21 protein-coding genes are annotated in these 26,070 nt (G+C 71.5%); 19 read left to right on the forward strand and 2 right to left on the reverse strand.

Annotated features, from left to right (window positions below; genetic code table 11):
• The first annotated feature begins 9 nt into the window (after positions 1 to 9).
• The 19 genes from IE277_RS28400 to IE277_RS28490 all read left to right on the forward strand — a co-directional run bounded on the left by IE277_RS28400 (position 10) and on the right by IE277_RS28490 (position 24,511).
• Positions 10 to 528 carry a phage tail protein gene (locus IE277_RS28400; RefSeq protein ID WP_189956563.1) on the forward strand — a complete coding sequence of 173 codons (519 nt, stop codon included), beginning with the start codon at positions 10 to 12 and terminating at the stop codon, positions 526 to 528.
• Positions 525 to 1,298 carry a hypothetical protein gene (locus IE277_RS28405; RefSeq protein ID WP_051926900.1) on the forward strand — a complete coding sequence of 258 codons (774 nt, stop codon included), beginning with the start codon at positions 525 to 527 and terminating at the stop codon, positions 1,296 to 1,298. The genes IE277_RS28400 and IE277_RS28405 overlap by 4 nt, the downstream gene beginning before the upstream one ends.
• Positions 1,295 to 2,146 carry a hypothetical protein gene (locus IE277_RS28410; protein WP_189956564.1) on the forward strand — a complete coding sequence of 284 codons (852 nt, stop codon included), beginning with the start codon at positions 1,295 to 1,297 and terminating at the stop codon, positions 2,144 to 2,146. The genes IE277_RS28405 and IE277_RS28410 overlap by 4 nt, the downstream gene beginning before the upstream one ends.
• The gene (locus IE277_RS28415) at positions 2,143 to 3,384 is read left to right on the forward strand and encodes a Pvc16 family protein (protein WP_189956565.1); all 1,242 of its coding nucleotides are present in this window, start codon (positions 2,143 to 2,145) and stop codon (positions 3,382 to 3,384) included. Before IE277_RS28410 ends, IE277_RS28415 begins: the two co-directional genes overlap by 4 nt.
• A gap of 5 nt (positions 3,385 to 3,389) precedes the next feature.
• Entirely contained in the window at positions 3,390 to 5,336 is a 1,947-nt protein-coding gene (locus tag IE277_RS28420; protein ID WP_189956566.1) for an ATP-binding protein, read from the forward strand.
• Entirely contained in the window at positions 5,333 to 5,584 is a 252-nt protein-coding gene (locus tag IE277_RS28425; RefSeq protein WP_189956567.1) for a hypothetical protein, read from the forward strand. The genes IE277_RS28420 and IE277_RS28425 overlap by 4 nt, the downstream gene beginning before the upstream one ends.
• Positions 5,581 to 8,760 carry an eCIS core domain-containing protein gene (locus IE277_RS47555; RefSeq protein WP_229882019.1) on the forward strand — a complete coding sequence of 1,060 codons (3,180 nt, stop codon included), beginning with the start codon at positions 5,581 to 5,583 and terminating at the stop codon, positions 8,758 to 8,760. The genes IE277_RS28425 and IE277_RS47555 overlap by 4 nt, the downstream gene beginning before the upstream one ends.
• Entirely contained in the window at positions 8,761 to 9,429 is a 669-nt protein-coding gene (locus IE277_RS28435) for a hypothetical protein (protein WP_031167654.1), read from the forward strand. It begins immediately after the preceding gene.
• Between the two features lie 17 nt (positions 9,430 to 9,446).
• Entirely contained in the window at positions 9,447 to 9,752 is a 306-nt protein-coding gene (locus tag IE277_RS28440) for a Base plate wedge protein 53 (protein ID WP_189956568.1), read from the forward strand.
• The gene (locus IE277_RS28445) at positions 9,749 to 10,852 is read left to right on the forward strand and encodes a phage late control D family protein (protein WP_189956569.1); all 1,104 of its coding nucleotides are present in this window, start codon (positions 9,749 to 9,751) and stop codon (positions 10,850 to 10,852) included. The genes IE277_RS28440 and IE277_RS28445 overlap by 4 nt, the downstream gene beginning before the upstream one ends.
• Positions 10,849 to 11,565 (forward strand): phage baseplate assembly protein V, encoded by a 717-nt coding sequence (locus tag IE277_RS28450; protein WP_229882020.1) that lies wholly within the window; start codon positions 10,849 to 10,851, stop codon positions 11,563 to 11,565. Before IE277_RS28445 ends, IE277_RS28450 begins: the two co-directional genes overlap by 4 nt.
• Before the next feature lie 5 nt (positions 11,566 to 11,570).
• Complete coding sequence (locus IE277_RS28455; protein WP_189956570.1) at positions 11,571 to 11,873, forward strand: hypothetical protein; 303 nt, start codon at positions 11,571 to 11,573, stop codon at positions 11,871 to 11,873.
• The gene (locus IE277_RS28460; protein ID WP_189956571.1) at positions 11,870 to 12,235 is read left to right on the forward strand and encodes a GPW/gp25 family protein; all 366 of its coding nucleotides are present in this window, start codon (positions 11,870 to 11,872) and stop codon (positions 12,233 to 12,235) included. The genes IE277_RS28455 and IE277_RS28460 overlap by 4 nt, the downstream gene beginning before the upstream one ends.
• A complete protein-coding gene (locus IE277_RS28465; RefSeq protein ID WP_189956572.1) occupies positions 12,232 to 14,793 on the forward strand; it encodes a putative baseplate assembly protein in 2,562 nt (853 codons plus the stop codon). Before IE277_RS28460 ends, IE277_RS28465 begins: the two co-directional genes overlap by 4 nt.
• Positions 14,790 to 17,402, forward strand: a complete 2,613-nt coding sequence (locus tag IE277_RS28470) for a baseplate J/gp47 family protein (protein ID WP_189956573.1) — start codon at positions 14,790 to 14,792, stop codon at positions 17,400 to 17,402. Before IE277_RS28465 ends, IE277_RS28470 begins: the two co-directional genes overlap by 4 nt.
• Complete coding sequence (locus IE277_RS28475; RefSeq protein ID WP_189956574.1) at positions 17,399 to 19,618, forward strand: hypothetical protein; 2,220 nt, start codon at positions 17,399 to 17,401, stop codon at positions 19,616 to 19,618. Before IE277_RS28470 ends, IE277_RS28475 begins: the two co-directional genes overlap by 4 nt.
• A 32-nt stretch (positions 19,619 to 19,650) precedes the next feature.
• The gene (locus IE277_RS28480; protein WP_189956575.1) at positions 19,651 to 22,944 is read left to right on the forward strand and encodes a DUF6519 domain-containing protein; all 3,294 of its coding nucleotides are present in this window, start codon (positions 19,651 to 19,653) and stop codon (positions 22,942 to 22,944) included.
• Between the two features lie 40 nt (positions 22,945 to 22,984).
• The gene (locus IE277_RS28485; RefSeq protein ID WP_189956576.1) at positions 22,985 to 23,299 is read left to right on the forward strand and encodes a hypothetical protein; all 315 of its coding nucleotides are present in this window, start codon (positions 22,985 to 22,987) and stop codon (positions 23,297 to 23,299) included.
• A 297-nt stretch (positions 23,300 to 23,596) separates the two neighbouring features.
• On the forward strand, positions 23,597 to 24,511 hold the full coding sequence (locus tag IE277_RS28490) for an AfsR/SARP family transcriptional regulator (protein ID WP_157857884.1): 915 nt from the start codon (positions 23,597 to 23,599) through the stop codon (positions 24,509 to 24,511).
• Between the two features lie 6 nt (positions 24,512 to 24,517).
• Here IE277_RS28490 and IE277_RS28495 read toward each other — a convergent pair whose 3' ends face one another.
• The gene (locus IE277_RS28495; protein ID WP_189956577.1) at positions 24,518 to 25,378 is read right to left on the reverse strand and encodes a hypothetical protein; all 861 of its coding nucleotides are present in this window, start codon (positions 25,376 to 25,378) and stop codon (positions 24,518 to 24,520) included.
• A 293-nt stretch (positions 25,379 to 25,671) separates the two neighbouring features.
• Positions 25,672 to 26,013 (reverse strand): reverse transcriptase domain-containing protein, encoded by a 342-nt coding sequence (locus tag IE277_RS28500; protein WP_229882021.1) that lies wholly within the window; start codon positions 26,011 to 26,013, stop codon positions 25,672 to 25,674.
• Positions 26,014 to 26,070 lie beyond the last annotated feature (57 nt).

Genomic DNA, 26,070 nt, shown 5'->3' on the forward strand with positions numbered 1-26,070 from the left:
GCGCCATCCATGGCCCAGTTCGCAGTCAACACCAACCGGTTCGACCCGTACAAGAACTTCAAGTTCCGGGTGAAGTGGGACGGCCGCTACGTCGCCGGAGTCAGCAAGGTCAGCTCCCTGAAACGGACCACCGAGGTGGTTGAGCACCGCGAGGGCGGCGACCCGTCCAGTGCGCGCCGCTCACCCGGCCGGACCAAGTACGAGGCGATCACGCTGGAACGCGGCGTCACCCATGATCTCGAATTCGAGAACTGGGCGGCCAAGGTCTGGCAGCACGGCGCGGCCTTCGGTGCCGAGGTCAGCCTCGCGGACTTCCGCAAGGACATCGTGATCGAGCTCTACAACGAGGCCGGGCAGCTCGTCATCGCCTACAACGTGTTCCGGTGCTGGGTGAGCGAGTACCAGTCGCTGCCCGACCTGGACGCCAACGCGAACGCCGTGGCAATCGCCCATCTCAAGCTGGAGAACGAGGGGTGGGAACGCGACCCGGCGGTGACGGAACCCAAGGAGGTCTCGTACACGCCATGAGGTACGGCATCGCCAGGAAGGTCGAGCAAGTGCCGCTGCGTCATGAGCCGGACACCGCGGTGGTACGGGTGCTCACCGGCGCCGACGAGGCAGCGCTGGGGGCACCGGACCTGCACGTCGACGAACAGTGGGTCACCCGGGTGCTGTCGGCAGCTGTCGAGGAAGTCGGCGGATCGCTTCCGAGCGTGGACAGGCTCCGGGCACTCTGCATCGGCGACCGCAACGCGCTGCTGCTCGCGGTGGTCGCGGTGACGTACGGCGCACCCATCGAATGGATGGTCGCATGCCCATCCTGCGGTGAGCAGCTGGATGCCGCCGTCGATGTCCAGGAGTTGATCCGGGACGCAGGCGAACCAGGTGCCCGAGCGGACGGCCAGATCGGTTACCGGCTTCCGACCGGCGCCGACCTGGAGGCGGTTGTCGCGATCGCCGACGCCGGCCAGGGCCGTCACCTGCTGCTGGATCGCTGCGTCGACGGATGGCGCACCCTGGGCGAGGAGGCTCTCACGGCCGTCGAGGCGTCCATGGCCGCGGCCGACCCGCTCGCGGACATCGAGCTGCTGCTGCACTGTGCCAGTTGTACGGCGGCGGTGCCCGGCCTTCTCGACCCGGCCGCCGAGCTGGCCGCCCGGCTCGCCACGCCCCATGAACTCCTGGAGGACGTCCACACACTGGCACTGGCCTACGGCTGGACCGAGTCAGACGTCCTCGCGCTGCCCGCGCCCCGACGGGCCGAGTACCTCACTCTGATCGCGGACGGTGGGGTGTGAGCGGCTCCGGCGGCTACCTGCACCGGCTCGCGGCACGCGCGCTCCGCACCACCGAGCGCGCGGGAACACCCCGTCCGTCCACCGACCGGCACCTCGCGCGGTTCGCGGCCCGGGCGGCCGTTTCCGCCGTCGCGGAGCCGCCGGGCGTGCCCATGCCGATCGACCGGCATGCCGACAGGCCTTCAGTCCTCCCTGCCGAACCGCAGACACCGCCCCGGATCACCGTGGTACCCGTCGTCGAACACCAGGTTACCGAGGCACCGCGACCGGCCGGGGCGGCAGCCTCGGACCCGCCTGCCCCTCGCCCGACGGCCACTCCCCGGACCGCCGCCCTCGACCGGCGGCCGCGCACGGCACCCGCACCACCCCAGGACACGCCTGGGCCCACCGATCCCCGCCCGGTACGACCCGACCCCGCTCCGCCCCGGATGCAGCAGGCCCTGCCCATCGCCCCCGAGCTCCCACTGCGCCCGGCGCCGCCACCCGTGCCACCAGCCCGTCCCGAGCCACGGGCCACCGCACCCGCCCGCGGGGGCACCCCGCCCGCGCCCTCCAAGCAGCCATGTGTCGTACTGCGTCCCCGGCCGATCCCGAGCGCGACGACGCCTGCCGACCGTCCGCTCCCGCCGGCGCTGACCTCGGCCCGCGCAGCCCGCCGAGCCCGGGCGGCCGAATCGCCTGCTCCCCCGCCCGTGGTGGTCCGGATCGGCCGGGTCGAACTGGTGGTACCGCCGCCCGCGCCACCAGCCGCGCCCGCCACGGCCAGACCTGCACAGCCGACGCCGGCCGCACATCCCGATCTGCTCGCCGCTTACCGCCGCCACCTCGCCGGGGAGTGGGCCGGATGAGCAATGCGCTGGCCGTGCCCACGGTCACCGCCGCGATCACCACCCTGCTCCAGAGCCGCGTGGACGCGGCCGGCATCGCGCCACGTCCGCTGGTGGCGCCGGGCCCGTTGGACGACGACGGACACGCCCCTCGGGTCGGCGTCCACCTGTACCGGATCACCCGAAACGAGGCACTGTCGTTCGTCGACCTGCCGACCCGTACGTCCACCGGCGTCCTGCGCAGCAAGCCCCGGGCCGCCCTTGAACTGCACTATCTCTTCACCTTCCGCGGTACGACCACCTACCAGTCCGAGCAGTTGCTCGCGCTGTGCGCGGCCACTCTGCATGCGGTGCCCGAACTCACCGCCGAGCTGATCACGACGGCGGTCAACGGCCACCAGGACCTGGTGGGCAGCGACCTGGGCCAGGCCGTCGAACGGGTCCGGATCATTCCGGAGTCGCTGACTCTGGACGAGGTGAGCCGGCTGTGGGCGCTGTACCAGCCCGGCTCGTTCACGGTCACCCTCGCTGCCGCCGCGGGTCCGGTACTGGTCGAGTCGTCGGAAGTGCCGGGCACCGTGCTCCCGGTACGGCAGGTCGCGTCCGGTGCCCGTTCGCTGGCCGCTCCGCGGCTGGACGCGGTGGCAGGTCCGGAAGGCATCGGTGCCCCGGTCCGGGCGACCGACCCGATGCCGCTCCTACAGTTGTACGGCGGCGCGCTCGCCCCGCTGCCCGGCGAGACATTGCGGGTGGTGCTGAACGGCACCCCGGTCGCTACCGCGACCGTGGTCGACCCCGGACACCTGACGATCCCGCTGACCGGTCTCAAGGCCGGCGCGCACAGCGTGCAGGTCCAGCGACTGACTCCGCCCCTCGACCCGGCTCTGTCCTCCACCAGTCCGGCGGCGGCGAGCGATCCGGTGGCGTTCACGGTCGTACCGACTCTGTCGTCGGTCACCGCGGCTCCCAGCCCCGGGCCGGGTGACTACCACGGCACGATCAGCGCCGCCGTCGTCCCGGCGGTCGCCGCCCCGCAGCGGGTGCGCCTGCTGCTCGACAGTGTGGCGCCGGGCACCGTCGTGGCACTCGCACTCGACGCATCGCCCCTGGCAGGCGCCCCGCCCTCAGCGGCCGTCAGCGCACCGGTGGCCGACGCCCCTCGCGGCACCTACCGGGTCACGCTGGAGGTCGACGGCGTTCGCAGCATGCCACCGCTCGACAGCCAGGGCCGGTACAGGCTGCTGGAGGTGACGCTGTGACGGCAATGGCCGATCGTGTGGTGGGCAAGGACGACAGGGCCGCGGTGTGGGCCCGCGACAACCAGCGCCACCTGGTCCTGCAGGCCGAGGCGGTCGCGGTCCGCCTGGACGCCCGCCCTGCCGACGCCGAGCAGCCGGAACGCGCCGCGGCGCTGCTCGCCGAGGACGTGCAGGCCGCAACCGGATCACCGGTCGCGCTCGACCGGATCGCGCTGCTGTTCGGCCTGACCCGCTTCGAGCGGGACGTGCTGGTGGCTGCGGCCGCACCCGATCTCGGCCTGCCGTCCGCCACCGGGCCGGTGACCTTCGCCCGTGCGCTCGCCGCGCTGTCCGACGCGCACTGGAGTGCGCTGCTGCCCGACGCGCCGCTGCGGCACTGGCGGCTGGTCGACCTCCCTCCCCAGTCGCCGGCGGCCCGGCCCGGCGGGATCTCCCAGCTGCCGCTGACCGTGGACGAGCGGATCCTGCACGGCCTGGTCGGAGCCACCACCCTGGACGAACGGCTGTGCGGCCGAGCTCGGTTGGCCGCCGACCTCTGCCGGCTGACGGACAACCAGGGGGACGTCGCCGACGCGCTTGCCGCGCTGACCGCGCCGGGTCCGACCGCCCGGGCGGTCGTCCTGGTCGGCGAGGACCACCTGACCAGACGCCAGGCCGTGCTGGCCGCGGCCGGTTCTCATGGACTGACCTGCCTGCTCGTCGACGGTGGCGACATCCCGGCCGACGCCCCCACCGCCGACCTGTACGGCCGGATGCTCGCCCGGGAGGCCGCACTGGGTGGCCGGCTGCTGCTGATCGAATCGGCACCGGTGGCCGGAGCACCGGAAACCGTGGCGGCCGTGCTGCGGCTGGCGGCAGGGACCAGCGCACACGGCGTGCCGACCGTGCTCGCCCTGACGGAGCCGCCGCCGCGCGCCGATCTGCCGGTGCTGCGCCTGCCCGCGGCCGGCCCGGCGGAGCGCCGCACGCTGTTCGCCCACGCCCTGGCCGAGGCCGGACTGCGGGACGATCCGGCCGCTCTGGCGGACCGCCACCCGCTCACCCCGGCCGCCATCGCCCTGGGCGTCGAGCGGGCGGCCCGGCTCGCCACCGTTCCCGGCGCACACCCGGACGTGGCAGCCGCCTGCCGCGCCGCCGCGGGCCGGCCGCTGCACGGGCTGGCCGAACTGCGCCGTCCCATCGCCCGGCTGGACTCCCTGGTACTCGCCGAGCCGGCCCGGCGCGCCCTGAGCGCCCTGCTGGCGCAGGTGCGGCAGCGCAGCCGGGTACACGGCGAATGGGGCTGTCCCGAGCACAGCCGCGGCCTGGCGGTGACCGCCCTGTTCACAGGCCCCAGTGGCACCGGGAAGACCACGGCAGCCGAGGCCGTGGCCGCCGATCTCGGCCTCGATGTCATCTGCGCGGACCTGAGCCAGGTGGTCAGCAAGTACATCGGGGAGACCGAGAAGAACCTGGCCCGGCTGTTCGACGCCGCCGAGGCCGGTGCGGTGCTGCTGTTCGACGAGGGCGACGCCCTGTTCAGCCGCCGCACCCAGGTGCGCGACAGCCGCGACCGGTACGCCAACCTGGAGGTCAGCTACCTGCTCCAGCGCTTGGAGACCTACTCCGGCATCTGCATCGTGACCACCAACGTCAAGGAGGCCATCGATTCCGCCTTCACCCGGCGGATGCGGTTCGTGGTCACCTTCCCCTTCCCGGATGCCGCGCAGCGGACCCGGCTGTGGGAGCGGGCCTTCCCGCCGGGCGTCCCGGTGGAGGGCCTCGACCCGGCGCGGCTGTCGCAGGTCGCCGTGGCGGGCGGCACGATCGTCCAACTCGCCCTGCACGCCGCGTTCCTGGCCGCGGAGGCCGGAGAGCCGGTGCGGATGACGCACGTCCGTGAGGCCTTGCAGATCGAGTGCGACAAGCTGGACCGCCCGCTGTCCCCACACGAGATCCGGGGGTGGGAATGATGACCGCGCCGATCGAGGTGGCGATCGAGCAGTTGGTGCTGCGCGGCATCCAGGAGCCCGACGCACCGGCCGTGCTGGCCGCCTTCCGGCGCCATCTGGCGGCCCTGCTCGCCGATCCGGCCGCGCCGGGACCGTCGGTCACCACCGAGCGCCCGCCACGCGAGAGCGAGGGACGGCAGTCGGTGCCGGACAGCGAACTCCTGGGCCGACAGCTGGCGTTCACCGTGGCGCGGGTGGTGCGGCGATGAGCGGGTCGACCGCGGCCGCGGGCCTCACCGGGCGCCCGCAACCGCTCGAGGCGGGCGTGCGCGACCAGCTCTCGGCGCGTTTCGGGCACGACTTCTCGCCCGTGCGGGTGCACGTCGGCCCGGAGGCGGATGCCGCGGCCCGCGCGCTGGACGCGAAGGCGTACACCGTCGGCCATGACGTGGCGTTCGCGCACGGCTCCTACGACCCGCTGACCGCCTCCGGCCGGTCCCTGATCGCCCACGAGCTGGCCCATGTCGTCCAGCATGGCGGGACGGCCCATGCGCCCAACTTCCTTGCCGGTGAGGGCGGCCGCCTGCCGGCTGCGTCGGCACCCCTGGAACGCCAGGCCGACCTGGCGGCGGCGCTGTCGGACCGCCCGCTGCCCCGCGCCTGGGCCTGGCAGCGCGCCACGGCCCCGTTCCTGGGACGGGCGGAGACCGGCTGGAACCCGATCACGGTCGACTACGTGAAAGCGGGTGAGCAGCGGCCGGTCAAGTGGAAGCCGGGGGGCACGTCCGGTGTCATCGCCGTCGACATGGGCGAGTTCATCCTTCCCTATGAGAAGGGCCCGTGGGAGGACGTCTACCAAGAGGCCGCCAAGGCAGATCAGTTGGAAGCGACCATCTGCGTCGTGCCAGGTCAGCATCCAAGTGTTGCGATGAAGCAGAAGAGGGAGGAACCCACCAGCCGGTTGTGGTTGCAGCGCGTCCAGTGGCCCGAGAAGGATGCCCCCAGGTTGTGGCACGACGCCGGTGGGTCCGCCGGCTCCACGCTCAGGGAGCAGACCACGGCCGATGGCGTCCAGTTCGACCACATCGTGGAGCTCCAGGTAGGCGGCTCCAACGACAGGCAGAACTTCGCCCCTCACAAGGCGGACCTGAACATGAGCAGTGGCGCGACCATCGCGCAGAGCCTCTTCAGGGCCGCACGGTCCGCACAGGACGCCGTGAAGGGGCATCCCGAAGCCGAGCGAGTGGAGAATGTAGTACTCAAGTTCTCCGGTGCCACGCAAAAGCCGTCGAAGTACCCGCGGCCGGCCTCCCTGCCCTCACTGAAGAGCCAGACCAACGTCGAGGAATTCCTCGACAAGCAGCGCCGGGGCAAGGCAACGGAGCCGCTGCAGATCCACTTCACCGCGCTCCAGGATCTGGAGGAAGGAACCAGGCCCGGGCCGGTGGTGTCGGCGGGCACCGAAGGCCTGGTGCCCTACACCATCAAGGCCGGGGCCAACTCTGCCGTTCTGCTGGTGCCCGGGAAACCGGCCGACGAGCCCGTCAAGCTCGACGGCAGCCCCATCGCGCAGAACCACAACGCCCGCCTGTTGATTCCGGTTCTGATCCTAGACACCCTGCACCGTGGGAAGAAAGCCGATTACATCACGGCGAGGGTGGACACCCGTGGTGCGAACTCCAAGAAGGGCACCAAGATCCCGCTCCTCCTGCAACACGCAAAGGGCGCGAAGCCCAAGAAGGGCGAGTCCGAGGAAGCGAGGGCACCGATCCGGCTGAACGTGGGGGCCGACGGGGTACTGAAGCTGAACCCGCAGGACAAAAAACTGAAGGTCGCCTACCCCTTTCTGAGCAGTGGTCACCTCGATGTGGACCTCACGGAAGGCGGGCTGGTCGGCAAGGGCGTCATCAAGCCCGACGTGCCGCTGCTGCGCGGAGTGGACATCGGGATCGAGCTGGACTCCGACGGCCTGAAGGGTTCCGTCAACCCCAAGCCCGAAGAGCTCACACTGCCGCCCTTCGAGGTCACCGAGTCCACGCTGAGCGTGAACCTCGCCGAGCCGTTCTCCGCGGAGGGACACGTCGGCTTCGCACTGGGGCAACGGATCACCGGCCGGCTGGATGCCAAGGTGGACTCCGACGGGCTGTTCGCGGCAGGCGCGGTACGGGCCCGGATTCCGGGGACCGACGAGGCTAAGGGCACCGTCGAGTACCGGCCGGGGACCGGACTCCGCGGTCACGCCGACGTCAAGAGCACACGCCCGTCCGGGCTGGTGCGCAGCGCGGACGTACGGGTCGGCTTCGACGGCGTGGGGTGGCAGGCGTCCGGCACCGCCGGCCTGCAGATCGGCACCACCGTCGCGAACTTGGAGGTCTCCAGCAAGGGCGACCGCATCGTCTACGCCGGGCTGGTCAAACTCACCCCTCCCGGGCTCCAGGAGCTCGACTTCCACGTCTCCTACGACGGTGAGCACCTCACCGGCACCGGGCACACCACATTCGCCGTCCACGGCGTCTCCGGCGATCTCACCGTCGCCTACCGCGACGACAGGTTCACCGGCCACGGGACCGCCGCGCTGGAGCACGGCCGGGTCCACGGCAGCCTCAAGGTCGTGCTGGACGAGCAGGGCCGGATCTCCGGCCGGGGCGAGGCTCTCGTCACCGTCCGGGAAGGCCTGACCGGCAAGGCCGTGCTCGTTCTGTCGCCGGATCAGCGGCTCCGGGTGGAAGGTGAGCTGCGGTTCCCGCCGTACAGGTTCCTGGAGCGGCGCGGCAACCGGTACCAGCTGTTCCACTACGACCTGCCGGAGATCCCGCTCTTCGCCATCCCGTTGGGGCCGAAGTCGATCGGCCTGGTGGCGACGATCAGCGCCGGGATGGCGGCGCAGTACAGCTTCGGCCCGGGCGAGATCCGCGACATGGTGATCTCGGCCGCGTTCAACCCGCTGGAGCAGGACTCCGACCTCGAAGTGGGGGCCGAGGCGCGGCTGGTGCTGCCCGCGCAGGCGGGGCTGGAGCTCGATGTGCGGGCCGGGGTGGGCCTCTCGGTCGCGGTCGGGAGCGTGACCGCCGGCATCACCGTCACCGGTGGGGTCGTGCTGAAAGGCGGCCTGGAGGCCGGTGCAAAGCTGACGTACGCCAGGCATGTGCTGACCTTCGACACGTCGGCGGCCATCCGGGTGCAGCCGGTGCTCACGCTGGCCATCGACGCGGACATCGTCGCCCACGCGGTGCTGTTGGGCGAGAAGCGCTGGCCCTACCGGCTGGCGGCCTACTCGTACGCCACGGGGCTGGAGTTCGGAATGGTCGCGCCCTTCCACTACCAGTCGGACCAGCCGCTGCGGCTGCCCGAGGCCAAGGACATCCAGTGGATCGTGCCCGACATCGACGTACGCGCGCTGGCCGGCCGGATCGGCGCCCAGATCCGCGCGGGATTGGGGCTGTAGATGACCGAGTTCCCCGGGCGGCCGCGGGTCACCAAGGGCGCGATTCTGGCGTTCGGACTGAGCGTCCCGGTGCCCACCCAGCTGATCGTGTTCCCACTCAACCCCGACACTCTCACCCGTCGCTTCGATCTCGGCCAGGCCACCGGTGGCAAGGCTGCGCCCGGCGCCGGCGAACCGACCACCCCGGTGAACACACCCGTCGAGAACCTGACCGTCACGCTCGACCTGGACGCGACCGACCAGCTGGAACAGCCGTCGGCCAACCCCGTCACCGTGGTGAGCGGTCTACTGCCGGTGATCTCGGCGATCGAGCAGCTGATCCACCCGTCCACCGTGATGACCGCGCTGACCGACCAACTGTCGAAGATCGGTCTCAGCACCATCAAGCCGGCCACCGTGCCGTGGACGGTGTTCGTCTGGGGCATCGGACGGGTGCTGCCCGTCAGGGTCGCCGGGCTGACCGTGACCGAGCAGGCCTTCGACGCCCGCCTGAACCCGATCAGCGCCCGCGCCGACCTCCAGCTGACCACCCTGACGAAGAACGAGCTCGACCAGGCACCGTCGGCCGTCAAGGCGCTCGTCACCGTGCACGCCGTGGCCCGCGAGGCGCTCGCGGCCGTCAACACGGCCCAGTCAGCCGCACACGCCCCGTCCGTCCTGCCCCTCTGAGCACCGTGAGGCCACGCATGTTCGACCCGAGCAGCCGTTACCGGGACGTCCCGGTCGCCACGTACGTCGACGACCAGGGCCGGGCCCGGCCGTGGGTCAACCTGCGCATCCCGCCTGCCACCGGCCCCACCACCGGCTACCTGGTCCGGGCGCACGACCGGCTCGACATGCTGGCAGCCCGGGCCTACGGCGACGCGGGTGCCTGGTGGCACATCGCGGACGCCAATCCGGCCACCGCCGCTGACGGACCGGCGGCAATGCTGGACAGCCCGGGAAGCCGGATCGACCTTCCCCAACCGGTCTCGGCGGAGGTGCTGCCGTGACCGCGACCACCGTCGTCCTGCTGCTCGACAACCGCCCCGGGCCCGCTGAAGTGGTCAACTCCCTTCAGGAGCTCGTCATCGAGACCACCCTCGACACCTCCGGCACCTTCCGGCTCCGGCTCGGCACGGGGCTGGGCCCGAGCGGGGACTGGCCACTGACCGAACCGGACCGGTTCACCCCTGGCCAGAGCGTCCGGATCGGCGCCGTGATCGGCACCGGCCCGCTGCCCACCTTCCTGTTCACCGGCTACGTGGCGACCCGGTCCGTGATCTACAGCGAGACCACCGGCGGCTCCTCCATGGAGATCGGCGGCGTGGACGCCACCGCCCTGATGAACCTCCAGGACCACACCAAGGCCTGGCCCAATCTTCCCGACTTCCTCATCGCCACCCAGATCTTCGCCTCCCACCGGCTCATTCCCCAGGTGACACCGACCGGACCGGTGCTGATCGAACCGGAGGGCACGACGATCCAGCGCGGCAGCGACATCCGCTTCCTGCGCCACCTGGCCCGACGCAACGGCTTCGAGGTGTACACCCTGCCTCAGCCCAACACCGGTCTGGAGATCGGACACTTCCACCAGCTGTCCGCCGACGGCGACCCCGTCGCCACGCTCGCCGTCCGGGCCGGCGACTCCAGTAGTGTCACCGACCTGCGGATCAGCCAGGACATGCTGCGGCCCACCACCGCCACGGCAGACGCGCTGGACTTCCGGCACGCCACCCAGTCCGCCACCGTCGACGAGGCCGGTTCGACCATCGGCCGGACCAGCGTGCTGTCCCGGATCAGCCCGGCCCCGGTGACGAGACTGACCGGCACCGGGCTCACCAACGCGGGCGACCTACGCACGGCAGCACAGGCCGTGGTCGACCGGTCGGCCCTGGCGATCACCGCCGAAGGCACCGTGGACGCCTCCGTCGGGCCGCTGCGGCCCGGCGACGTCATCCGGCTCGGCGGTGCGGGCGAGGCGTACAGCGGTTCCTGGCTGGTCCGCAGAGTCGTGCACCGGATCAGCCCAGCCGGGGGTTACACCCAGCGGTTCACCGCGGTGCGCAACGCGGTGGGCAATGACGGGCTGCTCGGCGCACTCGGGGGGTGACCGCGGACATGCTGGACCATGCGCTGCTCGCGGTCGGGGCGAGGACCGACCGCTACTACGGCAAGTACCGGGGAACGATCACCAGCGTCGATGACCCGCTCAAGTCCGGCCGGGTCAAGGCGAAGGTGCCCGAGGTCCTCGGCGATGTGGAGACCGGCTGGGCGCTGCCCTGCACGCCGTACGCGGGGCAGCGCTCGGGCTTGTACACCATCCCGCCGGTCGGTGCCCCGGCCTGGGTCGAGTTCGAGGCCGGCGATCCCTCCCGCCCGATCTGGTCCGGCGGTTGGTGGGGTCCTCTGGAGGCCCCGGGCGAACCGACCTCGCCGTTGCCGAGTCCGGCCCGCCGCGAGCTGACCAGCGAGACCGGCCTGACCGTGGCCCTGGACGACGATGGCCACACCCTGACGGTCAGTGACCTGACCGGCCAGAACCTGCTGGAGATCAAGGCACAGTCCGGCCAGGTCACCCTGAAGGCGCTCACCCAGGTGACCCTCGAAGCACCGGTGATCGCCCACGGGCAGCAGGCCACCGAACCGGCGGTGCTCGGCACCCAGCTGCTGAGCTACCTCACTCAGCTCACCACGCTCTTCAACACGCACATCCACCCCGGCCAGCTCGCCGCGGGAGCGCTGCCGGTGACCCCAGCCCCGCCGGTGGCCCCGTTCACCCCGCCACCAGCCAGCATGCTCAGCACCAAGAACCTCGTGGAGTGAGGAACATGACGGGATTCCGGCCCGGCGGCATGGGCGACAAGGGCGGCACCGACACTCCGGCCGCCTTCGCAGGCTCGCTCGCCGCCACGATCGAACACAAGCTCCACGACCTGGTCCGCACCGAGACCGGCAAGGAGCCATTCGCGCTGGACGACAACAGCCCTGACGCCCGCGCCCGCCGCGCACTGTTCGTGGCGATCTCGCAGGCGGTCGTCGAGCATCTGCACGACCATGCCTCGGACGGGCTGCTGGCGTGGGACTCGGCCCACCACCCCTGCACCGTGAACATCAGGGTGGACGCCTCATGACCGGTCCGCTCGCCTTCCCGCTCCGCCCCGACGGGACCGGCCGCACCGCGAGCGCCGATCCCGACCAGCACATCCGCGACCTGATCGGACTCGTCCTGCTCACCGAGCCCGGAGAACGCGTCATGCGGCCCGACTTCGGCTGCGGCCTGCGGGCGATGGTCTTCGCCCCGCTCGGCGATGTCATGGCCACCACCACCCAGGCGCTGGTCCAGGCACAGCTGCACACGTGGCTCGACGACGTGATCAGCATCGACCAGGTGACGGCCGAGGCACGCGAGGACGGCAGCCTGGTCGTCACGGTCGCCTACCGCCGTCGCGCCGACGGCACGCCCGGCAGCAGCCAGGTGGTGGTGCCGGCATGACGGACGCCATCCTGCCGCCGTCGCCGCTCTCCCGCCGCCGCGCCGAGCTGATCACCGAGGAGGGCCGGGGCAACGGCATCGACTACGTCGAGGTCGATCCCACCGACCACACCAGGCTCACCGTCGGCGTGCTGAGCGACCTGCCCACCGGCGGTGACCCCTGGCAGCTGGTCAGCCAGCCGGACCGGGTGCTGGTCAAGGGCGGGGAACGGGTGCGCGCCATCCGGACGCTGACGGTCGCCGTGCACGACCCGCGCACCCTCGACGTCCGGGTGGACAGGGGCGGCGACCACTCGACGTACCAGCTGGAACTCGCGGTCACCGACCTGGACCCGGTGCTACGCCGGATCGGGTTCTCCTTCATGGCGGCCTGTCCGTCCGACCTGGACTGCCGGCCGCCCGCGGAGGCCGACGACCCGGCCGGGCCGGAACCGCTGCTCGACACCCTCGCCAAGGACTTCGCGAGCTTCCGCCGGCTGCTGCTCGACCTCTCCGCCCAGCGCCACCCCTCGCTGTCCGACCAGCACCCGGCCGACCTGGCGATCACCCTCCTGGAGTTGCTGGCATTCCACGCCGACCAGCTCTCGTACGCCCAGGACGCAACCGCCCTGGAGGCGTACCTGGACACCGCCCGGCGCCGGGTGTCCGTCCGCAGGCACCTCACCCTCGTGGACTACCGGCTGCACCAGGGCCGCAACGCGGCGACGGCCGTGTACCTGGCCGTCACGGCGCCGGTCACCGTACCGGCCGGTACTCGGGTGCTCACCCGGATCCCCGGGCCGCTGCCGGGCACCAGCACCGCCCCGCCCGTGGCGGTCCCGGCCGGCCTGCTGACCCCGGCCGCCCTGCAACTCCCGCCGTTGTCCGGCTCGGTGGTGTTCGAGACCACGCACCGACTCAAGGCCCATCCGCGCGGCAACCTGCTGCACGTCCACCACTGGGGTGAGGATGTCTTCCGGCTGCCTCCCGGTGCCACGACCGCCTGGCTGTGGGCCGAGGACCGGGCGCAGCCGAGCACCGCCGTACTTCCCCGACTCACCGTCGGTGACCTGCTGTTGCTGGAGCAGGTCCGCTCGCCCGGCACCGGCGCGCCCGCCGACGCCGACCCGACCGCCCGCTGGGTGGTCCGGCTGACGGACGTCCAGCCCGGCAGCGACCCCGCGTACCTCGCCGACTACGGGCGGGACTCCGAGGGCCAGGTACAGCTCGCCGAGCGCACCGACGACACCTCTCCGGCGCTCCCGCTGCTCGCCGTGCGCTGGGCCGAGACGGACGCGCCCGACCGCGCAGTGTGCGTCCGCGCGGTACGAGCCGACGGGGACCCGGTGCCGGACGTCTCGGTCGCCCGTGGCAATCTGGTCCTGGCCGATCACGGCATCACCCGCGACGGCGTCGACGTCCGCCCCCAGGACTGGAGCCCCACCGCCGCCGGACCGCTCGGCGGCCCGCCACCACTCCGGCTGCGCCTGCCCGACGCCCCGCTCACCCACCAGATCGGCGCCCTCGGCGCCGAGCGCACGCAGCTGACCGGAGGACCGGAGGACGCGGTGCCGGCCCTGTCGGTCACCGCCCGTCCCGGCTCCGGTCGGGATCAGGTGTACACGCCCGTACCGGACCTGCTCGACAGCGGCCCGAACGACCTCCATCTGGTCGTCGAGGTGGACGACACCGGCCACGGCCTGGTCCGGTTCGGCGACGGCACGCTCGGCCGCCCCCCGCTGGAGGCGAGCACCTTCCTGGCCCGGTACCGCACCGGCAACGGCACCGCCGGCAATGTCGGAGCCGAATCACTGATCCACATCGGCCTGGCCGCCGCCGACACCGGCAAGGTGGAGACGGTCCGCAACCCGCTGCCCGCCACCGGCGGCACCGAGCCGGAGACCACCGAGCACGCCAGGCAGCTCGCCCCCGACGCCTACCGGTCCCACTCGGAACGCGCCGTCACCGAACGGGATGCCGTCGACGCCGTACTGCGTCTGCCGAGCGTACGGGCGGCCGTGGCCGCCCTGCGGTGGACCGGCAGCTGGTACACCTGGCTGATCGCCGCGCTCCCCACCGACCCGGCCGACCTGGTCGACATCGGCGGCAGCCACCAGGAACTGTCCGCCGGCCTGCGGGCCCGGATCCTCGCCGCCATGGACGCCGTCAGGCTCGCCGGGCAGGACGTCGACGTCCGGCCGCCCTGGTTCGTCCCCGTCGAACTGGAACTGCACGTGTGCGCCGCGGCCGGCCACAGCCGGTCCGTGGTGCGCCACGCCGTCCGGGACGCCCTGCTCGCCCGCCGGCTGCCCGGCGGGCGCCCAGGGCTGCTGGCTCCGGCGACGCTCACCTTCGGACGGCCCCTGCTGCTCGGCGAGCTCTACGCGACGGTGGCCGCCGTACCCGGTGTGGACTCGGTGAAGGCTGTCCTGCTGCGGCGTTACGACCAGTCCGACAACGGCGAACTCGCCGCAGGGCGACTCGACGTGGCGCCCTGGGAGGTGCTCCGGCTCGACGACGACCCCAGCCTGCCGGGGCGCGGCGTGCTGCGCCTGGACATCGACGGAGGTACCCCGTGAGGCCCCGCGACACCTGCCCCAGCACCCTGCCCGACACGCCACTGCCGGTGGACAACCCGCCCGGACTGCCGAGCCTGCGCACCCGGATCGGCACCTTCGGTTCATTTCGCCGGACCATGCTGGAACGCATCGCCGTCCGCTCCGAGCTCGCCGCGCTCACCACCCGCGACCCGGACGACCACGCCGTCGCGCTGGTCGAACAGTGGGCCGTGCTCGCCGACGTGCTCACCTTCTACGGCGAGCGGTACGCCAACGAGGCCTACCTGGGCACGGCCACCCGCGACGAGAGCCTGCACCGCCTGGTCCGGCTGATCGGCTACCGCCCCCGTCCGGGCGTCTCCGCCACCACCACGCTCGCCTTCACCCTCGGCGCGCGTACTGCCGTCAGCGTACCGACCGGCTTCGCGGTCCAGAGTGTGCCCGGTCCCGGGGAGGAACCGCAGACCTTCGAGACCTTGGAGGACTGCGCGGCCGACTGGCGGTTCAACTCGCTTCCCGCGTTCGGAAAGCCCGTCCGTTTCGACAAGGGCGACAACCCGCTGACCGCCCCGGGGGGCGTCCTGGTCGATCCGGCCGACTCGCCCGCGGTCCGGGATCAGGTCCGACCCGGCGACCCGGTGGTGCTGGTCACCCAGGGACACGGCCCCGACGGAGCGGTCCGCACTGTCGTGACCGCGGTGGACTCCGGACCGGCCGGCCTGCGGCTGCACTTCGGCCCCGGCAAGGGCACCGCGGTCTTCCGGCCGAAGCGAACGCTCCGCGTCTTCGGCCACGATGCGCCGGACACCACACCACCCACAGCGCATCCCGACCCGTCCGTGCCGGGGGGCGTCCGCTGGGACTGGGGGCAGCCCACCCCCGGACTCGATGTCGGAGCCGGCCGGCCACTGCCCTTGGAAGGCACGCACCAGGACCTGGCCGTCGGCACCTGGCTGCTCGTCGTGATCACCCCTCGGAACTCCGCGAAGACCGAGGAGTTCACCCAGGTCGTCACGGTGACCGCCGTCGAGACGGACGTCGAGACCATCGCCGGTGTCACGGCCCCGGTCGCGCTGGTCAGCACCTCACCGGCGTTTCCGGAGATCCCGGACCGGCGCTGTGCGCGGATCACCGAACTGCACGGCGACCGCCTGCCGCTGCTGGACTACGACTATCCGGCCACGCTCGGGAGCGAACTGTGGATTCCCGGGCTCGCCGAGGGCGATGCCGTCAGGGTGGTCGGTCCTCCCGACGCCGACCGGTCGCAGGCACCCGTCATCTCCCCGGCAGACCTGATCGAGGGACGGCGGGTGATGCTCGCCGACTCCTCCGGGCACGTCGTCGCCACCGCCCTGAAACACCAGGCCCGACGCGAGCCCCCGGACGCGGTGCCGGGCACGTCCTGCCATCTCGTCGTGCCAGTCGGCGCGAGCCCGGACGAGACGGCCGCCCTCGACGCCGCCACCACCAGCCTGCTCGGCAACGCCGCCGCGGCCGGCCACGGCACCACCGTGCCCGGCGAAGTGCTCGGCTCCGGCGACGCCTCGGCCACGTTCCAGCGGTTCGCGCTCGCCAAGGGCCCGCTGACCCGGGTGCCCGCGCCGACGCCCGAGGGCTCGGTGCCCGCGCTGACCGTCCGGGTGGACGGCCTGGCCTGGACCGCGGTGCCCGAACTGCTCGCGGCCGGCCCCGAGGACGAGGTGTTCGCCCTGCGCACCGAACCCGACGGCTCGACCACCGTCCAGTTCGGCGACTCGGCCACCGGTGCCCGCCCCCGTACCGGCGCATCCAACCTCGTCGCCGTCTACCGGCACGGCGCGGGGCTCGCCGGCCGGGTGCGCGCGGGCAGCCTGACCCAGGCACTCCACCGGCTGCCCGGCGTCGAGGCGGTGGTGAACCCGGCCGCCGCGCAGGGAGGTGCCGACCAGGAGAACGCTACTGCGCTACGCGAGCGGGCCCCAGGCATCGCCCGGGTACTCGGCCGGGCGGTCAGTGCCGCCGACTGCGTGGACATGCTGATCGCCACCGGTCAGGTGGCCAAGGCGAGTTCAGCGACGCTCTGGGACGGCCGGGGCATGCTGATCGCCGTCACGGTCGCCGCTCCGGCGGGCGGCACGTTCGCCCCGGCCAGCCTCCGGCTGCTGGCCCAAGTGGTGGCCTCGGCGAGCCCGCCCTACCGCCGGGTGGTGGTCCAGGACCACGTCCCGGTCCCGGTCACGATCACCGCCACGGTCGTGCCCGATCCGGGCGCGGATGCCAACAGCGTGCTCGCAGCCGTGCGCCAGGCCCTGTCCCACCGGCTCTCCTTCGACCGCACCGCACTCGCCCGCCCCCTGCACCTGTCGGACCTGTACCTCGCGACGTCCGACGTGCGAGGGGTCGCGGCGGTGAACATCACCGAGCTCGCATTCCTCCGTCCGGACGGCCTGACCGACACCGAGTGGGAGGCCTACCTGACCGCGCATGGAGCGGGCACCGATCCGCTGCCGGAACGGCTGCGCCTGCTCGGCGTCCGCACGGACCCCCAGGGCACCGTCCTGCCCGCCGAGCTGCCGTCCCTCACCGCCGAGGACCTGACGGTGACTCTGGTCGCCGCTCCACCGACGCCGACCACCGGAGGCCTCGAATGACCGCAGCCGACCGGCTCTACGCCCAGCTCCCCGCCGCGATCCGGGTGAGCGATGCCGAGGCGGGCGAACCACTGCGGGCGCTGCTCAGCATCATCGGCGAGCAGGCGGACGCGCTCGCCGCAGACATGGCCCGCGGCTACGACAACCTGTTCATCGAGACGTGCGAGGACTGGGTCGTCCCCTACCTCGCCGAACTCATCGGCGCCGTCCCGCTGTACGACGCCGCCCGGTCCCAGGACGACGCCACCGCGCTGATCGAGTTCGAGGACCTGCGCGGCCCGCGCCTGCTGCCGCCCGCCGGGGCGAGCGCCCGCGCGGACATCGCCCGCACCATCGCCCTGCGCCGCCGCAAGGGAACGGTCTTCGGCATCGCGGACATCGCCCACTACGCGTCGGGCTTCCCGGTGCACCTGGTCGAGGGGCTCGCCCGGACCGGCTGGACACAGCACCTGCGGCACTCGCGGCCCGACCTCGGCACCGCCCGGCCCACCACCCGGCTCGACAGCAGCCTGACCGGCACCCCGTTCGACCGCACCAGCCGGTTCGCCGACGTCCGCCGCCCGGACGGCCCGCGGGGCTGGTACCACCCGGCCCACGTGACGATCGCCGTCCACCGGCAGCGTGCGGTGGCCCATCGCCGGGTGATGGCGAGCCCGGCGGACCGCCCCTGGCGCTTCCGGCTCGACCCGCTCGGCCTGGACCGACCGCTGTTCACCCCAGGCAGCCGCGATGCCGAGCTGCCACCGCAGCTCCAGGCCGCGGCAGTACCGGCCCCCTTGGCCCCGGCGCTGTTCGAGACCGATCTGCTGGCGCACCGTCAGGCGCCACTCCTGCCGCCCGCCGACGCCCGTCCTGCGCACACAGTGCTGTACGGCGCAGTGGGCGAGGAACCGGGCGCCCCGGCGGCGAGCCTGGGCGTCTGGCTGGACAAACTGTTCGTCACGCCCGCCGCCGACGAGACCGCCCCCGACACGGCGTACGCGGCCCAGGTGGTCAGCCGCCGGCTCGCCCCGTGGCCCGCCGCCCGGCCCACCGGGCGGGTGCTCGCCGTCGACGTCCGCCACGGCCGGGTGGCGGTGGGCGACCAGCTGGCACTGCCGTCCGAGCTGCGCGCCTCGTTCTTCCACGGCGCGGCCGGAACGATCGGTGGCGGCAACTACGACCGGTCGGGCTGGCTGGTCGGGACCGCGCCCGACCAGGTGATCACCGTGGCCGCCCAGGGCGCCGACCGCACCGCGCTGACCGACGCTCTGACCGACTGGGCCGCGAGCACGGCCCGGCACACCCTCGTCCGGCTCCTGGACAGCGAGACCTACCGGCTTCCGGGCGACCTCGCGCTCGCCGGACGCACCCTGGTGATCGAGGCCGCGGACCTCGAGCGCCCGGTGCTCCGCCCGGTCACACAGGATGCCGTACTGACCGTGGACGGCGACGGCTCGCTGACCCTGTCCGGTGTCGCCCTGGACGGCCGGATCACCACCGGGGCCGAACTCGCGCGACTGCGGCTGCTGCACTGCACCCTGCCTCCGGGCGGAGCACACGATGCCACCGGTGCCCCGCTGGCGGACGGGCCGAGCATCAGGGTCTCCGGGCCGTCGCCGCGGCTGCGTGTCCAGCTCGCCTTCAGCATCCTCGGCGAGATCGTGCTGGACGCGGCCGCCGACGAGATCCTTCTGCTCGACTCGGTGCTCTCGCGCGGCACCGGCACCGACACGCTGGGCGGCCCGGCAGCACCGGAGACCGGTCTGCGCGCCGAGCGCAGCACCTTCCTCGGCGAGGTCTCCGCCCGAACCGTGGAGGCGAGCGAGTGCCTGTTCGGTGACCGGGTGATGGCTGCCCGCACCCAGCAGGGCTGCCTGCGCTACTGCTACGTCGCGCCCGACGGCAGCCGTACCCCGCGCCGGTTCGCCTGCCAGCCCGAGCTCGCGGTGGCCCGAGCGCTCGCCGGGATGACCGACCTCGCTGCCCGGGCCGCCTCGGCCGCGGCCGAACGCCGCCGGGTCCGGCCGGTGTTCGTCTCCCGCCGGTACGGCGACCCGGGCTTCGCCCAACTCGGGCCGTCCTGCCCGGCCGAGATCGCCACCGGCGCCGAGGACGGCAGCGAGATCGGCGCATACGGACACGTCAAGCAGGCCCAGCGGCTGGACAATCTCCGCCGTCGGCTCGACGAGTACCTCCCCGCGGGGATCACAGCGGGCACCAGCCTCATCAACTGAACCACGTCTGAGCACACCCGAAGGAGCAGCGCATGCCGGGGGACTACACCCGCCTCAGCTACGACCCGGTGGACGACTTCAACCGCCCCAGGACGCAGCAGGGCCGCGTGCTGCTGGACGCCGACCTCAACGAGCTCGCGGATGCGGTCGACCACCGGCTGCGCGCGCTCGCCCTGGACGTCCTCGGCCCGTGCACAGCCCCGCTCGACCTCGATGCGGGCGCCACGCCGGGCGCCACCGGTTTCCGGATCGCCGCCGCCGGCGCGTCCTTCACCATCGGACTCGGCCGTCTCTACGTCCACGGCCTGGAGCTGGACAACCACGGCAGCAGCCCCTGGCACGTCGAGCGCGGGCTGCAGGACCTGCGCGGCGACGCGCCCGTTCCCTACGAGAAGCAGCCCTACTACCCGAACCCGCCCGCGGTGGGCGCCGGACGGTACCTGGTGTACGTCGACGCGTGGGAGCGGGAGGTCACCGCGGTCGAGGACGCGGGTCTCACCGACCCCGCGGTCGGGGTGGACACCGCGGCACGCATGCAAACGGTCTGGCAGGTGAAGCTGCTCGCCGCCGGCTCCCGTGACCTCAGGTGCAGCACGCCGAACGAGAAGGTGCCGGGCTGGGCGGCGGCGACCGCCCCCTCGGCCGGCCGGCTCACCACCGCCGAGGTCGGCGTGCCGGCCGACACCGATCCGTGCAGCGTGCCGCCGGACAGCGGCTACCGGGGCTGGGACAACCGGCTGTACCGGGTGGAGGTGCACGACGGCGGGACGCTCGCCCAGGCCACCTTCAAATGGTCGCGGACCAACGCGAGCGTGGCGACGGCCGTCCTCGGCGTGGACACGACCGGCACCGTCCTCTCCGTCGCTCGCACCGGGCGCGACGACGTCGAGAGACTGCGCGAGGGTGCCTGGGTGGAGGTGGTGGACGAGGAGCACGAGCTGCTGGGAAAGCCGGGCTTCCTGGCCCAGGTGATGACCGTCGACCGGGTCGACGACATGACCCAGGAGGTGACCCTGTCGGCCGCACTGCCCACCGCCTTCCTGCCGGTGACGCCCGGCAGACGGACCCGGCTGCGTCAGTGGGACCAGGCCGGCACGGTCGGCACGCTCAAAGTCGCCGACAGCACCGGCGGCCTGGTCCTGGAGGACGGCGTCCAGGTCGCCTTCTCCGACGCCCCGGCGGGCGGCCTGCTGCGCACCGGAGACCACTGGACGTTCACCGCCCGCTCGGCCGACGGCCGGATCGAGCACCTCGACAAGGCGCCGCCCCAGGGCCCCAAGCACTTCTACGGCCGGCTGGCCGTGATCGACCTCGCGGGCGGCTCGGTGAGCGACTGCCGGACGATCTGGCCGCCGGTGCGAGAGGGCGGTGGGTGCGGCGACTGCACGGTGTGCGTGACGCCGGAGTCGCACGCCTCCGGGAAGCTGACCATCCAGAAGGCGGTGGACCGAGTCGCGGCCACCGGCGGCCGGGTCTGTCTGCAGACCGGGCGGTACCGGCTGCGTGAAACGGTGGCGGTCACCTCCGGCCGGTCGGTAACCATCTCCGGCCACGGCTGGCAGACGGTCCTCGAATACCCCGGTACCGGACCCGCGCTGAGGCTGGACGGCTGTCAGGGCGTGGTGATCAGTGACCTGTCGATCGTCATGGGGGCGGCGGAGCAGGGACAGGACGAGATGCCCGTGGGCATCGCGGTGACCCGCTCGATCGGCCTCGAGGTGGTGCGGTGCGGGATTGTCCACTCCGGTCTGCTCGGGGAACTGGGCTGGTTCGCCTCGGCCGGTGAGGCGACGGCCGACGACACCGGTGCACGGGACCTGGTCTCGCTGGCCGAGGCCGACCTGTCCCCAGGCGTGGCGCTGGCACTGGGCGGGGCGGTCGGATCTCTCGCGGTACGCGACTGCGTGCTGGTCGCCGGGATCGGTGTCGCGCCGCTGGACCTGTTCGGCTCCGATACCCGGGGCCTGCTGCTCGGCGGCTTCGAACTCGCCGACTCGGTCGTGGTCGGCGCACTGGCCGGCGTGTATGCCGACGAATCGGTGAGTACCGCGCTGGGGGTGGTCATCCGGGACTCGGTGGTTTCGGGGGCGCGGTATCCGGCCCTGCTCTGGGAAGCGGCAGCCACGGCCGGGGGAACGCTCACGGTACGCGGATGCCTGCTCAGGGGCAGGCCCGCCGGGGCATGGATCGGGTCCTCGGGTGCTGATCTCCTCGACTCGCAGATCGTGGGCTTGCCCAGCGGTACCGAGCAGTCCACGGACGGGTCCGGCGTGCTGCTCAACGCTGGCAGGCTCACCGGGGTGTTGTCCGACGTCCGGGTAGGCGGTTGCGTCATCCGGGCCGCCGGCTACGGCGTCCTGTTGCAGGGAACCCAACAGGACGTGGACATCAGTGGCTGTAGGGTGGACGGCGCCCAGGGTGGCATCGCCATGGAGAACAGCACGGCCGACGGCGTGCGGATCGTGGTCCGGGACAACGACATCCGCTCGACCTCGGGATCCCGTGAGCGCCTGGTGCGGTACGTGGGCATCAAACTGGTACGGGTCAGCGATGGCGAGGTCCGAGGCAACCTGGTGCACGACATCGGGGCCCGCGACAAGCTGCTCACGGGCATCTCCGTCGAGGACTGCGATGCGCTGATCGTGCGCGAGAACACCATCACCGGCCTGGCGTCGGCGGAGGGCCGGGCGCAGACCATCGGCATCGCGGCGCAGCCCTGGCACCGGAGACTGGACATCGTCGACAACGTGATCGACGGCAGTCCCGAGCCGGCCGACAGCGTCGGAATCTCCCGGGCGGCCTGGGCGATCATGCTGAGGGCATTGGAGCCGGCTACCGCAGCACGGCCGACAAGGATCCCCGGGGCCGTCGTGCACGAGTTCGAGGCGGCGTCCCCGGTCCATTACGTCGAGCTACCGGAGGGCGTCGTCCGCGTCACCCCGTCGCGGGTGTTCGGCGCCCGGCCCGCCGCGACCCCCGCGACCACGATCCGGGGCAACCAGATCGAGGCGGCGGGAATCACCGAAGTGGTCGTCTTCGCCCTCGCCGGGCCGCTGCTGTTCAGCGACAACCGGGTGCGGCGGACGGGCGCGGACGACACCGACGCAGCACCCGCCATCGTCGCCGGAAGCGTCGAATCCCTGGTGGCCTCCGCCAATCACATCGGGTCGGGTGGTGTGCCGATGCAAGTGGAGGTCCGGCAAACGGACCGCAACCACGAGGGCCAGCCTGCCGCGGCTGTCGTGGGGAACGTGACCAACGGCGCGATCGAGCTCAACGGGTCACAGTCCGCCTGGTGGTGGGAACGGCTGAACGTCGTGCTGTAAAACGAAGTATCCCGCCGGTTCGAGTATCTAGGAGCCAGAGTTGATCAGTGGAGCCGACCCGCGGGAGACGACCCTGCGGACCCTGCAGACCCTCGTCCACCAGGAGCTGAACGGTATCGACGACCTGGAGGCCCGGCGATCGGACGAACTGCGACAGCGGATGCACCTGGCGCATGCCGTGATCGAGCACTCGCCGTCGGATTCGCCAACCCACGACGCTGCCACCGGCGCCCGACAGGCGAGCGAAGAACAGCTCGAGGAGGTCGGACGGCTTGCCGCTGCCCGGCGCCAGGCACTGGTCCGGGCCCTGTATGACCTGGAGGTGCTGCTCACCAGCAACGAACGGGGGTCCTGAGGGCATGGACGCGGTGCCGATTTCTCAGGCAGGAGAACCGACAGCACGTCACACCGCTGACCATCCCAGCCTTCGCCCGTGGGCTGAGGGTTCGCTCGTTGACCGGTCCGGCGGCCGGCATCTCCGGGTCGGCGACCACCGGCGCCGACCTGGAGATCCAGCCTGTTCCTCCCCGCACGTCCACTTCACCGCCGCCGCCCACTACTCGAACGGCCCAGTCACCCGGCGATGATCATTGACATCCCCCGTGGCCGCCCGCGATGGTCGGCACCAACGGGCCGACCGTGGGAGCCGCAGATGACTGGTCAGAGCGTGGCATCGACCGACCCGGAACAGGGCGCGGTTCTGCGACTACTCGGCACCTGGAAGTTGTCGGTGAACGGGCAACCGGCCGAACTGCCGGCTACCGCACGTCGGATCATGACGCTGCTGGCTCTACAGGGGCCGCTCACTCGGTCCGCGGTTGCCTGCATACTCTGGCCGGAAGCCGATGAAGCCACTGCATCGTCCCGGCTTCGCACAGCGCTGTGGCGCTTGGCACAGGGATGCCGCCTGGTCGATATCCGGGCTGGGGAACTTGTGCTGGCCGCCTCCGTCTCGGTGGACGTCCGTCGCATGCTGCACACGGCCCGCACGCTGATGGATGCTACCCGGGGCAGAACGTCGACGGACCGATTGCCACACGATGCGGCGTCGGTCGACGTGTTCGAAGAGGATCTCCTCCCCGGCTGGTACGAAGACTGGCTGATGATCGAGCAGGAGCGGATTCGGCAGACCCGTCTTCACGCCCTCGAGGCCCTCTCCGACCTGATGCTCCGGCAGATGCGATACGCCGAGGCCATCGACGCGGGCCTTGCCGCGGTTCGCGCCGAGCCACTGCGGGAGAGCGCACACCGAGCGGTGATCCGCGCCCACCTGGCCGAGGGCAATCTGGTTGATGCCATCCGCCAGTTCGAGGTGTGTCGACACGCTCTGCTCGAAGAGCTCGGTGTGGCGCCCAGCGCCGAGCTCGTGACTCTGCTCCCGGTCCACGTCATCTCCTGTGAGCAGGATGTCGCATGGGAAGGCGGCTCCCACAGCTGGACTTCGGCCTTCGGTCGAAGGGGCCCTGACGGTGGGGTGGATCAGGCGACCGGGCGTCGGCTACGAAGCCAACCAGACGGGAAAACACTCAATAGTCGGCATTCGGATGTGGGAACACGATCGTACTGAGACGAGCTATGTCTGCGCTTTGAGGATAGCCCGGAGAATGTCGTTGACGCCCTTCTCTCTGGAAAACATTCCCTGGTAGCGCCCGCAGCGGGTAAGTGCGACGAAAGCGTCCTCTGTGCTCAAAATTCTCTGTTCCCACGATTCCGACGTACCCGGTGTGGCGTCCACGTCCGCAGCCGCGCGTCGGAGCACCGGCTCGAACAGTTCATCAAGCCGTGCAACTGTGACCAGTCTCTGGTTTCCATGCACCTCAAATTCCTGGCCGACTTCCGCCGCCAGCAACCGCTCAGGAATGAAGCTATAGCGTTCATGGTCCGTCCGCAAAGACGCCGGCGGTTCCTGGGCCTGCCGATATTTGAGCATGGCCCGGTGATAGGCGCTCGCCAGATCCGGGCGAGCCAGCAGCTGGCCAAGAAGATCAGCGGGCGGAGCCCACCCGCGGTAGACGCCCGGACCACTGTCGCCCATTGTGGCCAAGAAGACGATCGCCTTGGGTCGTTGCAGTCTTGCGGCACCAGCGCACAACACCAGCAAGCGTGATTCCCACCAAGCCGTCCCGTCTTCGATGTCCACAACCGCTACTTCATTCCGAGTGGCATTTCTTAATGTTTCAATTATCTCCGCCGTGCTGCTGTCAATCAGTGCAATACCGGGCAGGAGGCCCATGGACGGGGAGACGGCGACTTCCCGCACTTCATGCCGGGCCTCGGGAAACTGTAGACGCAAGCCGAATGCTTGGACTGAACTCGCCGTGCCCAGGACCACGAGAAATATCGGAATCAATGCAAGTATCAGAATTCCAATGAGGACAAGGTTTTCATGTTTATCACTCGGCCACCCGGCGGTTGCCCGCAGGACAGCCGCCACGGCGAGCAGGCAAACCAAGATCACGGCCGCTGCTATCAGGGCAGACCTGGCACTCCCAGGCCAGAAAAGGCCACTTGACTTGTCCACCCTTCTGACTATGAGACGGAGAACGGTTCCCGTCAATCCGAAGGCAGCCGATCACGTTTGGGCAGGCGAAGAAAAACGGGAAAGTGACGCGAGCGCGGACCAGGGAAAACGACACCACAGAGTCTGCGGATCTGGAGCGATCCTCCCGTCGGGACGTCGGATGTCACGCGGCACTTCGTTGAACACCGAAATCGCAGAACCGGCCATCACACGTAGTGACTGAGGTAGTGGAAGGCGTGCGACGAAACGCCGTGCTGGAAGTACACAGTCCAGCCCCGCAGCCAGAAGCCCAGGAAGGTGAAGCCCTCGTCGAGATGGACGATGTCCGTCTTCTCCTCCGACAGGCGCAGGCCCACTGGGGAGAGCACCTCTGCGACCTTCTCCCGGACCCCTTCAGCGTGCGCTTTGGCCCCGGCGACCATCACCACGAAGTCGTCGGGGTACCGCACCAGGCGGTATGTCGCTCCTCCGCGACGGCGGTGCCGGATCCGCGCGTTGCTGTTGTTCCCGGCCGCCTTCCACTGCTCGGCGAAGAACTCGTCGAGCACGGACAAGGCGATGTTGGCCAGCAGCGGCGAGAGAATGCCGCCCTACCAGACCCAGGA

Origin of the sequence: Streptomyces alanosinicus, assembly GCF_014650595.1 — a bacterium.
Classification (GTDB): domain Bacteria; phylum Actinomycetota; class Actinomycetes; order Streptomycetales; family Streptomycetaceae; genus Streptomyces; species Streptomyces alanosinicus.